Annotated in this window: 12 protein-coding genes and 1 pseudogene; 12 read left to right on the top strand and 1 reads right to left on the bottom strand. The window is 49.5% G+C overall.

Annotated features, from left to right (window positions below; all coding sequences use genetic code 11):
- Positions 1-3 precede the first annotated feature (3 nt).
- The 12 genes and pseudogenes from tatA (at position 4) to IJ22_RS10225 (ending at position 11,559) form a co-directional block, all read left to right on the top strand.
- Entirely contained in the window at positions 4-276 is a 273-nt protein-coding gene (tatA, locus tag IJ22_RS10280; RefSeq protein WP_062408742.1) for a twin-arginine translocase TatA/TatE family subunit, read from the top strand.
- Between the two features lie 92 nt (positions 277-368).
- Positions 369-1,097, top strand: a complete 729-nt coding sequence (tatC, locus tag IJ22_RS10275) for a twin-arginine translocase subunit TatC (protein ID WP_054818256.1) — start codon at positions 369-371, stop codon at positions 1,095-1,097.
- Positions 1,098-1,218: 121 nt separating this feature from the next.
- Complete coding sequence (locus IJ22_RS10270; RefSeq protein ID WP_054818257.1) at positions 1,219-1,875, top strand: HAD family hydrolase; 657 nt, start codon at positions 1,219-1,221, stop codon at positions 1,873-1,875.
- A gap of 112 nt (positions 1,876-1,987) precedes the next feature.
- A complete protein-coding gene (locus tag IJ22_RS10265; protein ID WP_054818209.1) occupies positions 1,988-2,200 on the top strand; it encodes a TetR/AcrR family transcriptional regulator in 213 nt (70 codons plus the stop codon).
- Positions 2,201-2,579: 379 nt separating this feature from the next.
- Positions 2,580-3,220, top strand: a pseudogene (locus IJ22_RS10260) (carotenoid oxygenase family protein).
- Positions 3,221-3,223: 3 nt separating this feature from the next.
- Positions 3,224-3,859: a DL-endopeptidase inhibitor IseA family protein gene (locus IJ22_RS10255; RefSeq protein WP_062408741.1), complete on the top strand. Its 636-nt coding sequence runs from the start codon at positions 3,224-3,226 to the stop codon at positions 3,857-3,859.
- 796 nt (positions 3,860-4,655) lie between these two features.
- Positions 4,656-5,633 (top strand): AAA family ATPase, encoded by a 978-nt coding sequence (locus IJ22_RS10250; protein ID WP_054818214.1) that lies wholly within the window; start codon positions 4,656-4,658, stop codon positions 5,631-5,633.
- 185 nt (positions 5,634-5,818) lie between these two features.
- The gene (hflX, locus tag IJ22_RS10245; RefSeq protein WP_062408740.1) at positions 5,819-7,141 is read left to right on the top strand and encodes a GTPase HflX; all 1,323 of its coding nucleotides are present in this window, start codon (positions 5,819-5,821) and stop codon (positions 7,139-7,141) included.
- A 3-nt stretch (positions 7,142-7,144) separates the two neighbouring features.
- Positions 7,145-8,395 (top strand): methionine gamma-lyase family protein, encoded by a 1,251-nt coding sequence (locus IJ22_RS10240; protein ID WP_062408739.1) that lies wholly within the window; start codon positions 7,145-7,147, stop codon positions 8,393-8,395.
- A 206-nt stretch (positions 8,396-8,601) separates the two neighbouring features.
- Positions 8,602-9,015, top strand: a complete 414-nt coding sequence (locus IJ22_RS10235; RefSeq protein WP_054818215.1) for a MerR family transcriptional regulator — start codon at positions 8,602-8,604, stop codon at positions 9,013-9,015.
- Between the two features lie 90 nt (positions 9,016-9,105).
- Positions 9,106-10,443, top strand: coding sequence for a type I glutamate--ammonia ligase (gene glnA, locus IJ22_RS10230; RefSeq protein ID WP_062408738.1), 1,338 nt, complete (start codon positions 9,106-9,108; stop codon positions 10,441-10,443).
- Positions 10,444-10,659: 216 nt separating this feature from the next.
- Positions 10,660-11,559 (top strand): SDR family oxidoreductase, encoded by a 900-nt coding sequence (locus tag IJ22_RS10225; protein ID WP_062408737.1) that lies wholly within the window; start codon positions 10,660-10,662, stop codon positions 11,557-11,559.
- 256 nt (positions 11,560-11,815) lie between these two features.
- Here the strand turns inward: IJ22_RS10225 and lexA are convergent, their stop codons facing one another.
- Positions 11,816-12,436 (bottom strand): transcriptional repressor LexA, encoded by a 621-nt coding sequence (gene lexA, locus IJ22_RS10220; RefSeq protein ID WP_062408736.1) that lies wholly within the window; start codon positions 12,434-12,436, stop codon positions 11,816-11,818.
- Positions 12,437-12,551: the final 115 nt, after the last annotated feature.

Genomic DNA, 12,551 nt, shown 5'->3' with positions numbered 1-12,551 from the left:
TACATGCCGTTTGGTAATATCGGGATTCCCGGATTGATCTTAATCTTAATCATTGCCTTAATCATTTTCGGACCGTCCAAGCTTCCCGAGCTCGGAAGAGCTTTTGGCCGTACCTTGAGTGAATTTAAAAGCGCCACGAAGGGATTGATCGGTGGAGACGAAGAGAAGACCGATAACGACAAGACGCAGGAGAAACCCGCCTCCGCTGCCGTTGCCAACGCTTCGCCGGCTGAAACCAAGCCTCACTTGATTGCTGTCGAGAAAACACAGTCTTAATGCAAGCCAATATGCGCGCTTCCGGTGGACAAGCGGAACCCCCTCCGCTTGTTTCATACCGGAAGCGATCTTTTGATTACGGAGGAAATCTCATGGCACAACAAGATCAGGAATTGCAAGTAATCACTCATTTGGAAGAAATGAGAAGGCGTTTGATCGTGACTTTGTGCTCCTTCCTGGTTGCGCTTGCCGCCGCCTTTTTATATGCCAAACCAATATATGCCTGGCTGGTTCGCGACATGGAAGGCAGGCTTACCGTACTGGGTCCGACCGATTTGCTGTGGGTGTATCTGATGATCTCCGGCGTGTTTGCGATTGCGGTGACCATACCTGTTGCAGGCATCCAGACATGGGGCTTTGTCAAACCGGCGTTAAAGCCCGATGAGAGAAGGGCGGCGCTCGCTTTCATTCCCGCTCTTGCCGTTCTGTTTGCTGCAGGGATCTCTTTCGGTTATTTTGTTTTATTTCCGATGGTGCTCTCCTTTATGAAGGAAATGGCCCAGGATCAAGTACTGATGATGTATACGGCGGACAAATATTTCCGTTTTATGCTGAACCTTACTTTACCGTTTGGGCTGCTGTTTGAAATGCCGGCGATTGTGATGTTTTTGACGAAAATCGGGCTGATTAATCCTGTTAAGCTGGCGAAAGCGAGAAAAGTTGCCTATTTTGTTTTGGTTGTCGTTTCCATTACGGTCACGCCGCCGGATTTCATATCCGATATTCTGGTAATTATCCCGCTGCTGCTGCTTTATGAATTCAGCATTTCGTTATCCAAATGGGTGTATAAGAAGAAGCTGACGCTGGCGGCGGAGTCCTGATGGCTGCGTGCTGCGCTTGCCCCGGAAGGCAGGCGCTTTTTTGTTAGAAGAAAAAATATGCTATCCAAGGAACTCCGGACATAGTACGATAGTTTACAAGGAATGAAGGGAGATGACGAACGTGATCCAAGCGGTGGTGTTTGATTTCGACGGGCTGATTGTGGATACGGAGACGCCGGAGTTTGAATCGTTTCAAGAGATGTACCGGCAGCACGGCTGTGAACTGACTCTTGACATTTGGGGGCAATGCATCGGAACCGGACCGGAAGCCTTTAATCCTTATGATGATTTAGAAGCGCGAATAGGCCGGGCATGGGATAGGGAGGCAGCACGTCAAAGGCACAAGATGACCTATGAGGAGAAAATGCGGCATGCGGACGTACGTCCGGGCGTTCGCGCCTATTTGCAGGAAGCGAAAGAACTGGGTCTGCGCGTCGGCCTGGCCTCAAGCTCATCGCGAGCATGGGTTACCGGTTATTTGGAGCGTTTCGGTCTCCTTCCGTGGTTTGATTGCATTCGTACGTCCGATGATGTGACCAAGGTCAAACCGGACCCTGAGCTGTACAGGAAGACGTTGGAGGGGCTTGGCGTACGTCCTGAGGCGGCCGTAGCGTTCGAGGATTCGCCTAACGGAGCGCTTGCGGCCAAGCGTGCTGGCATGTGGTGCGTGATTGTACCGAACAGCGTTACCGCCAAACTTCAGTTCGGGGAGTATGATCAGCGTTTGAGTTCCATGGAAGAACTTCCCCTGCGTGAACTAATCGTTAGCCTGGCGTAATGCAAATCCGATGAAGAGGGCTCTTCAAAAAAGTGAAAACAAACCGACTGACGGTATGTATCATAAAAATACAGACCTACGGTCGGTTTTTTTGGAATTAGAGGAGGATCAAATGGATCAAAATACATTTCAATTTATTTTATCGACGACCGAGCAGCTGATTAAAGAAAAGGGATGTCAACAAACGACTCTGCAGGACATTATGGAAAGAACCGGCTTGTCTAAAGGAGCAATATACCATTATGTGAAAAGCAAGGATGAGCTGTTCGGGAAAATTCTATTAGGCTATATGGAGGAATTAAATCATAGCTTCCATGAAGGTTAATCAATCAAAGGACAAGGATGTCCGGAAGCCTGTTCAAGCTCTTGTATCCTCGTTTGCTGAGAGAGAAGTAAGTAATCTCATTTTTATTTATTTATTTATTAAGCCAAAGACATAATATGAAAACGGCAGCGATTTTGGAAGAAGTACATCAAAATTCTTTGTTGTTGTCTGAGCATGGATCAAGGTTGGGCAAGAGCACGGCGCCATACCGGTTGATGTAGATGCCAAATCCTTTGCTTCCATGTTTGTCACCTTGTCCTATGGATTACGCATAAACCAGCTGCTGGACAAAAATCCGGATCGTCAGGCTGCGAAGCTGCAGGATATGTTCCGTTTCATGGTTGGTACGCTTAAAAAAAGCGAGCAATAGGAGGAAGTTATGCAAACATTTCACATGGGCCTAACAACATTGGAGCAAGAAATGGTGGAAGGCGATGCGGGTTTTGGTTACCACGAGATTAATGCATATGAGAAGGGTTCCGATATTATTGTGGATGTTTGTATGTCGGAAAACGCCGCTGCAGTGAACAATTTGTTTATTGATCAAATGATGGGAGAGAAATCGGCGCAGTCCCATCCCAAGTTCAAACGATTCACTCTGCTTCCTGGTACATCTAATGCGCGGATTGAGATATTGTCTCCCGAAACGATAGAGCTTCCGGCTATTCCTTATCAACGCTTTAACGGACGGGAATATCGTTATGCCTATGGAATCAGCACAAGTCAGCTTCGTCCGGAAAACGTAAGCAACCAATTGATCAAAATCGATACGCATACAGGTGAATCCTGGATTTGGCATAAAGAAGGCAGTTATCCGGGTGAACCGGGATTTGTTCCTTCTCCCGGAGCAACAGCGGAGGATGACGGCCTCTTGCTTCCGTAGTTTTGGACGGCTTGAAAGGAAGGTCCTATTTGTTAGTATGTAATGCCCGCAACTTGGAGGAGGTAGGACGGGCTGAGGTTCCTCATCACATTCCTTTTGGTTTTCACGGCTTGTATACGAATGAGAGAGGGTTGTAATAGATGGATCGGAAAAGGGTGATACGAGGGATATTCATTTCTTTATTCATCAATGTCGGGTTGCCGGTATGGGTCTTCAAAGTCCTGGAGAATCATATGTCGGAAGTAGCGGCTCTGTCCATCGCTACATTAATTCCACTGATCGATACCCTGGTTCATCTGCTTAAACACAAGAAGAAGCTGGATGTCTTCGCTGCTTTCATGGCCACCGGGTTTATTCTAAGTATTGCAGCTGTTCTGCTGGGCGGCGACGGACAACACATCAGCGAGTCCTTTTCCGTTCCGGGGAAAGAACATCCTTACCGTTGGATGGGCAGCGATTTAGATACGAAGGACAAATTCATCTCCTATATCGAAGAGATCTATACGCCTGAACAGGCGGAGGCTTATTGGAAAAAGCAGACGGAGAACGGCTCTATTGTGGAAATTGAAGGGAAATTGGCCCAACCTGAGGCTGACGGCGGAAGTATGACGGGCTGGGCAGATGCCAAGGCGACATTAATCCAAGACGGCAAAGGAACGAGATCCTTCCGTTTCCAAGTACCGCTCTTTGATGAATTTGAAGAAAAAACAATTAAATTGCGCTATGTCGAAGGCAAAGGATGGCGTATCGATGAGCCGGTGGATACGATCCGGTGAAGCGCTAAAAAAATCAGGATGGGGCCTCTTGGGTGATCCGTACCGCACCGGAAGAGGTCACTGTAAGAAACGCGGATCTTGCGGGCGAATTGACTTTGACCAAAGCCAAGGGTACTGTCACGTCATCAATGATCAATTGAATACTCACGATATTCAGGTGGTCAGTGCTTGAAAAGGATGGGAGCTTGGTGATCGGAACGTATAACCGGTTTTCTCGGGATCAAGAAAATGGGGCTCACGGTATATACCGCATTGAAACGGACGGCAAAGTCGAGAAATAGAGCGACCTGAACGGCAGGCTTTACTCTGATCTGAACGGAAACATTTATGTGCTGGACCGTAAACTGAATCAGATCCGAATATGACAAAAGGCTGCAGCCAAACTTGGTATATTATAAACTGTTCTCCATCATCATCTCAAAGTGAGGTTGATGCCTTACGAAAAAAAGGGCGGTCCCTAGGGGCCGCCTCATTGATTATCAGCTCGCGTTTATAAATAAGCTTTCTGGTTCGTTATTGATGCTTTCCTTATTCCATTCCTTGAACATTCCCAAACTGAACCCCGCTGTTCAACAATGTCTTCAATCTCCAGCTCTTTTCGGTCCATCGTGATCGTCCCCGCCCATAAGTTCGTCAGTTCAATTTTATTATACAAAAGTCACGTGAGTAAACAGAAGGATGTGTCGATTATTGTCTCATCCCCTATTCAAAAATAGGAAGCCTTAGTACAAGCGCCAAAAGTTTAAAACATGATCTCAGCGGCTTGATGCATAAAATGAGTGAAGAGGTGAGAGCGATGGAGGAGGACACGCGTAAAATAACCAAAAGGGACCGTCAAATTAATGTTGTCTTCAACAACCAGGAACCGCCTGCAGCGCAGATGATCGAAATTAACGGGAAAACCATACCTGCGCATCTCGAAACATTTTCGGACATTTTTAAAGAGCTTGACGGCATGATTGGTCTTGAAGATGTTAAGGAACTGATTTTCCAAATATATGCGGTGCTTCAAATCAAGCAATTTCGAACGGAAGCCGGCCTGCATGCGGGGTCTCATGTGTACCACATGATTTTCAAAGGAAACCCGGGGACAGGCAAAACGACAGTGGCCCGAATCGTTGCCAAGCTGTTTAAATCGATGGGCGTCTTGTCCAAAGGGCATCTGATCGAGGTGGAGCGTGCAGACCTTGTTGGAGAGTACATAGGCCATACGGCGCTAAAAACCCGTGAAATGGTCAAAAAGGCGCTGGGCGGGATTCTGTTTATTGATGAGGCCTACAGCCTGGCGCGGGGCGGAGAGAAGGATTTTGGCAAGGAAAGCATTGACTGCCTCGTCAAGGCCATGGAGGATCACAAGAACGACTTTATCCTGATCCTGGCCGGGTACCCTGATGAGATCGATCATTTCCTGCAAACGAACCCCGGGCTGCCGTCACGATTTCCCATTCAAGTTGATTTTCCTGATTATCAAGTGGATCAGCTGATCAAGATATCGGAGAAAATGGCTTCCGAACGCGAATATGTGTTAATGCCCGAGACGATAAAAAAAATAAAAGAGCATCTTTATATTCAAAAGCTGACAGAGCTGCATTTCAGCAACGCGAGATATGTCAGAAATTTGATTGAGAAAGCCATACGGTATCAGGCGGTCCGGTTGTTAAGCAAAGCCCAGAAGCCGAACAAACAGGATTTAATGAATTTGCTCCCGCAGGATTTTAATCTCTATGAAGATCAGCTGACGAATCCGTTTAGAAAAAAACAAATCGGCTTATAACAATACGGTTAGGAGTCATCAAGAGGGTTTGTAACGCTTTCAGTCCGGAAAGAATCATTATAAATTCATCATTGAATTGTAATTCGGCGAAGGGACGTTTACAATGAACGTGAACGTTCCTTATTCCTGTTTCTTGCTTCAGTGCGAAGCAGTGGAGATTATAAAAAGGAGAAATATAAACATATATGAAAAAAACATCTTACGAAGTGATGCCGAACGCACAGGAAAAGGCCATCCTGGTCAGTCTCGTTACCGCTGAGCAAAAAATGCGGGAAGCCTATGATCCGGAATTTTCGCTTTCCGAGCTCGCCAGTCTGGCGGAGACGGCAAAGGTACAAGTGCTCGGCTCGCTTACGCAAAATAAGGAATATGCCGATTCCAAATGGTTTATCGGCAGGGGCAAGGCCGAGGAGCTCAAAGCCATGATCGAGGAAACCGGGGCGAATACCGCCATTTTCGATCAGGAGCTCTCGGGAGCTCAGGTGCGGAATCTGGAGCAATTTCTGGATGTCAAAATCATCGACCGGACACAGCTCATATTGGATATTTTCGCGCAGCGCGCAAAAACGCGGGAGGGGATTATTCAGGTGGAGCTGGCCCAGCTGACCTATCTGCTGCCGCGGCTGTACGGTCAGGGCAAAAATCTGTCCCGGCTCGGTGGAGGTATCGGAACGCGCGGTCCCGGGGAAACGAAGCTCGAGACAGACCGCCGTCATATCCGCAACCGGATCAGCGAGCTGAAACGGCAGCTGCAGGAGGTTGTCCGGCATCGGAGTCTGCACCGGGAAAGACGCAAGAAGTCCGGTGTGTATCAAGCCGCGCTGGTAGGCTATACGAACGCGGGTAAATCGACATTATTGAGGCAGCTGACCCATGCGGATGTATATGTCGAGAACCAGCTGTTTGCCACGCTTGATCCGACGTCGCGTTCGCTGAAGCTGCCAAACGGATTGGAGATCGTGGTTACGGATACGGTAGGCTTCATTCAGAACCTGCCGCATGATTTGGTAGCTGCTTTTCGGGCCACATTGGAAGAAGTCTGCGAAGCCGATTTGATTTTGCATATTGTGGACAGCTCTTCCAAGATGATGGCAGCCCAGATGCAGGTGGTCGACCAAGTGCTTGAAGAACTGGGCGCCCACGGGAAAGATCGGATAACGGTATTCAACAAAATCGATCTTTGCCCGCCGGAGCAGGCCGATATGCTGACGACGGAAGGGGAATTCCTGAAAATATCCGCTTTTCGGGAGGAAGATTTACTTCGGCTCAAAGAGCGGATTGAAGTCCGTATGACGGGCGGCAGCCGTTCCTTCCGGATTCCGGCGGACAAAGGGGATATGATCTCGCTGGTCTACCGCATTGGCGAGGTGCTTGAGAATGAGGTTGACGGCAGCGATATGCTGTTTAAGGTAAGAGTAAATCACAAGGCATTCGATAAAATCGGTTATATGCTGGCTGCCTACGATGCAGTCCGGCCTGCTGAGGGAGAACAAGGGAGAGACGTCTAGGGTATGTTTACGGATCGAGTGCTCCGTTTGATGGAGCAAGCTGAGCAAAAAATCGAGGAGAAGCTGAAAGATATTGACCGTGTGGTCGACCGGAATCAATGGAAGGTCATTCGCGCTTTTCAAAAGCACAAAGTGAGCGATTATCATTTTGCCGCTTCTACGGGCTATGGGTATAACGACCGCGGCCGTGAAGTGCTGGATCTCGTATATGCCGATGTGTTCGGGGCGGAAGCGGCCCTGGTCCGTCCCCATTTCGTATCGGGAACCCATACGATCGGCACGGCGTTGTTCGGCGTGCTCCGGCCGGGTGACGAGCTGCTCATGATCACCGGAAGACCTTATGATACGCTGCATAAGGTCATTGGGAAACCGGGTGACGGAAACGGATCTTTGCAGGATTGGGGAATTTCGTATGGCGAGGTGGGATTGCTCGAGGACGGATCGCCCGATTATGCCGAAATTGCCCGCCGGATCGGCCCGAGCACCAAGGTGGTCGGAATCCAGCGGTCGCGCGGCTATGCCTGGCGGCCGTCTTTCACCGTTTCCCGGATTGCCGAGATGGTTCGTTTTGTCAAGGAAATCCGTCCCGATATCATCGTCTTTGTCGATAACTGCTACGGTGAGTTCACAGAGCTGACCGAGCCGACCGAGGTCGGTGCCGATCTGATAGCGGGCTCGCTGATTAAAAATCCGGGAGGAGCCTTGGCGGAGACCGGGGGATATATCGCGGGCAAAGCCAAGTATGTAGAGCTGGCTTCGTATCGATTAACGGCTCCGGGGATCGGCGGGGAAGTCGGGGCTATGCTCGGTACGACAAGATCCATCTATCAAGGCTTGTTTCTGGCTCCTCATCTGGTTGGACAAGCCGTGAAAGGCTCGGTGTTCGCCGCCGCGGTGTTCGAGCAGCTCGGATTTACGACAAGCCCGCATTGGAGCGACCCTCGCACCGATCTTATCCAAGCGATTCAATTTACGGGCGCCGAGCATTTAATCGCTTTTGTACAAGGGATTCAGCAAGCCGCCGCGGTTGACGCTCACGTCGTGCCGGAACCATGGGACATGCCCGGCTACGAGCATCCCGTCATTATGGCTGCAGGCACCTTTATCCAGGGCGGAAGCCTGGAGCTGTCTGCCGACGCTCCGATCAGGGAGCCCTATATCGCTTATATGCAGGGAGGATTAACCTACTCCCATTGCAAGATGGGTGTGCTGACGGCCATTCAAAACATGATCGACCGGGGACTGCTCGCTTAATTCCCGCAGCTCGGCCAGCTATTTCACTTGCCAAAGCCGCGGACAAGCTCTGACGGCTGCTGCTCAGGAGCAGGACTTATTGCTATAGGAAGTTAGCCGCTGTAATCAAAAATAACATATGGCATAAACCTAACACAGCTTGACATATGTTTTCCGGTAAGGTTACAATAGAGGTAAGGTTCCAGAGTAGCTTAGGAGTGATGGTCATGACTGATGAAATCCGCAGAAATATGGCGCTCTTTCCGATTGGCATCGTAATGAAGCTGACCGATTTGACCGCCAGACAAATCCGGTACTACGAGCAGCATGAGCTCGTCATCCCGGCCCGGACCGGAGGAAACCAAAGGTTGTATTCGTTTAATGATGTAGAACGTCTCCTCGAGATCAAGGATTTGATCGAGAAAGGCGTTAACATCGCCGGGATCAAGCAGGTGCTGCTGCCGGTTGATAAGGATTCCGAGGATGCTACCATACTCAATGAGCAGACGGAAGTCAAGCGTAGAGAGCTGAGCGACACGCAGCTTCACCGGATACTGAAACAACAGCTCTTGGGTGGAGGCCGGCGTCCTAATCAAGTGTCCTTGATCCAGGGAGAATTATCCCGTTTTTTCAGAAAGTAGGCTTTGACCGGAGCATGTCCGGTACCGTTTTCAAGCGTACCGGGCATGCTCCGTTAATTTTGCCACTTAGTTTAAGGAGGAGATTTCACAGTGACAGATAAGAATTTCACCAAAGAAGATATTCTGCGCATCGCCAAGGAACAAAACGTAAGGTTCATTCGACTTCAGTTCACAGATTTGCTTGGAACCATCAAAAATGTGGAAATTCCTGTAAGTCAACTGGAGAAAGCCCTCGATAACAAAATGATGTTCGACGGTTCCTCGATTGAAGGTTATGTGCGCATTGAAGAATCGGATATGTACTTATACCCCGATCTGAATACTTGGGTCGTGTTCCCTTGGGTAACGGAAGACCGTGTTGCCCGCTTAATATGCGACGTGTATTTGCCGGATGGCCGTCCGTTCCCGGGCGACCCGCGCGGTATTCTGAAATCCGTATTGAGAGAAGCCGAAGAAATGGGCTTCACCGCAATGAACGTCGGGCCTGAGCCTGAGTTTTTCTTGTTCAAAACCGACGAGAAGGGCAATCCGACGACAGAATTAAACGACCAGGGCGGCTACTTTGACTTGGCACCAACCGACCTTGGCGAGAACTGCCGTCGTGAAATTGTACTTACGCTGGAAGAAATGGGATTCGAAATCGAAGCATCTCACCACGAAGTGGCTCCGGGTCAGCATGAGATCGATTTTAAATATGCGGACGCGATTAAAGCCGCGGATCAAATTCAGACCTTCAAGCTGGTCGTCAAAACCATTGCCAGACAGCACGGTCTGCACGCCACGTTTATGCCGAAGCCTTTGGTCGGAGTGAACGGGTCCGGAATGCATTGCCATCAATCATTGTTCAACGGCAAAGAGAATGTGTTCTATGATGAGAGCGATAAGCTGGGCTTAAGCGAGACAGCCAGACAATACATGGCCGGCATACTGCGGCATGCCCGCGCTTTTGCCGCAATAACCAATCCGACGGTCAACTCCTACAAGCGGCTTGTACCAGGTTATGAGGCGCCTTGTTATGTGGCTTGGTCTGCAAGCAACCGCAGCCCGATGATTCGTATTCCTGCATCCCGCGGCGTCAGCACACGCGTGGAAGTGCGGAATCCGGATCCGGCGGCGAATCCTTACCTGGCTCTGGCGGTCATGCTGAAGGCCGGTCTCGATGGCATCCGGAACAAAATGCAACTGCCGCCTCCAACGGACCGCAACATTTATGTGATGAGTGAAGAAGAGCGGGAAGAGCAAGGCATTCCAAGTCTTCCGCTTGATTTGAAGCAGGCGTTGGACGAGCTGCTCCGCGACGATGTCATTTGCGACGCGCTCGGCGATCACGCACTTGCACACTTCATAGAGCTGAAAGAGATCGAGTGGGACATTTACCGCACTCAGGTTCATCAATGGGAGCGGGATCAATATTTGACGCTGTATTAATCGGGGAATCCCTTGGCGCTTTAAGCGTTAAGGGATTTTTCTTTTTGTGGGCATTATTTGTTGTTTTGGCTGACCTCTGTAAGTAGAATGAGGCTCCATAGGCGCGGCCATCGCTTTTTCCCTTAGCGGAGTGGACGCAAGTTCCAGCCAGGCTGCACAGTTACGATCCTGCTGGAATACAATAGGCCATCTGAATAAGAAGTTCAGGAGGTCAATATGATACCCGTTTATCCCTATTATGGAAAAGAAACGAAATGTATCGAGGAGCCGGTTGCATTCCCGCCTCAACATCAGCCCGTGCAGCCCGGACTGGAGTACAAAATGACGCCCCGTCCGATTTTTGAAAACCCGCACTACGTCGGCAGCGGCAAGCTGCGCGGCAAGGTTGCAATCGTTACCGGCGGTGACAGCGGCATCGGTCGGGCGGTCGCCGTCGCCTTTGCCAAGGAAGGAGCCGATATAGCCATCCCGTATTTATATGAGCATCGGGACGCATACGAAACAAAACAGCGCATCGAGCAGCTCGGCAGAGCATGCTTGCTCATACCCGGCGACCTGAGGATGGAAACGGTGTGCCGGGAAGCGGTATATCAAACGCTCCGCACCTTTGGAAAAATCGATATCTTGATTTTGAATCAGGCCGTTCAGTTTCCGCAGGAAAGCGTGTCCGACATTTCCGCCGAACAGCTGCACAATACGTACAGCACGAACATTTACCCGATGTTCTATATGACGAAAGCCGCGCTTCCCTATCTGAAGCCGGGAAGCGCGATTGTGAATACGGCCTCGATCACCGCATATAGAGGTGCACCCGAGCTGATCGATTATTCTTCCACAAAAGGAGCCGTCGTCTCGTTCACGCGTTCGCTGGCTCTATCCTTGGTGAAACGGGGAATTCGGGTCAATGCCGTCGCTCCGGGGCCAATCTGGACTCCGCTGATCGTCTCCAGCTATTCGGCGTATGAAGTATCGCGCTTCGGCCTGGATACTCCGATGAAGCGTGCAGGGCAGCCGTTCGAGCTGGCTCCGGCTTACGTGTTTCTGGCATCAGATGATTCCAGCTATGTGACCGGTGAGGTTGTCCATGTCAACGGTGGAGCTATGGTGACGACGTAGATTTTTGGTTTTTCTAATTGAGGATCATATATAAACAAGCCTAAACAAGCCGCTTATCCGCATAACGCCGGAACAGGCTTATTTTACGCAGATCATATGCTTGCAAACGCTCAACAAGATTTCCTGCGGTGCACTGGGCTCATAAAAAGTGGATTTCAGCGGTAAAATCCTTCTTCGCTTTCCAAAGACTCGCCATAAATGCGTTGATATAAAAAATCCCTTTCAACCGGCGGAATCGGCGGTGAAAGGGAAAAAATTATTGAATATTTCTGAATACACCAATGACTTTGCCCAAGATCGTGACGTTCTTGAGTCTCAGCGGCTCCATCGTCGGGTTCTCAGGCTGCAGTCGAATATGATCCTTTTCCTTATAAAAGGTTTTCACTGTCGCTTCATCGTCTTCGGTCATGGCAACGACAATATCTCCGTTATTGGCGGTTTGCTGCTGGCGTACGATAACATAATCCCCGTTATGAATACCGGCCTCGATCATACTTTCTCCGATTACGCTTAGCATAAAGACGTTATCATTTTTTACATAATGGCTGGGCAGCGGGAAGTAATCCTCGATGTTCTCCGTCGCGGTAATAGGTACGCCGGCGGTAACGCGCCCGATCAAAGGCACTCTGGCAACCGATACGGAGAATGCGCCGTCCGCCGAGCTTCCGTCCAATATTTCAATAGCTCTCGGCTTCGTCGGGTCTCTGCGAATCATTCCTTTCTTTTCCAAACGTTCCAAGTGCCCGTGAACTGTGGAACTGGATGCCAGTCCCACAGCCTCTCCGATCTCTCTTACTGAAGGGGGATAGCCTTTTTCTCTGACCTCATTCTTGATAAAGTCTAGAATCGCCTGCTGCCGATTGGAAATTTTGCTCAAGATCATCACTCCATTTTTGGTAATCATTACTTAGAAGTATAACATAGAACCGGAGTTCGTACAAACATAAGTTCGAATAAATGGTTGACACAAACAAATGTTCCTGATAGATTAA

It is taken from the genome of Paenibacillus naphthalenovorans, assembly GCF_001465255.1.
In the GTDB taxonomy this organism is placed as follows: Bacteria; Bacillota; Bacilli; order Paenibacillales; family NBRC-103111; genus Paenibacillus_G; species Paenibacillus_G naphthalenovorans.
The sequence above is the reverse complement of the archived record's forward strand: the minus strand, read 5'-3'. Positions and strand labels throughout refer to the sequence as shown.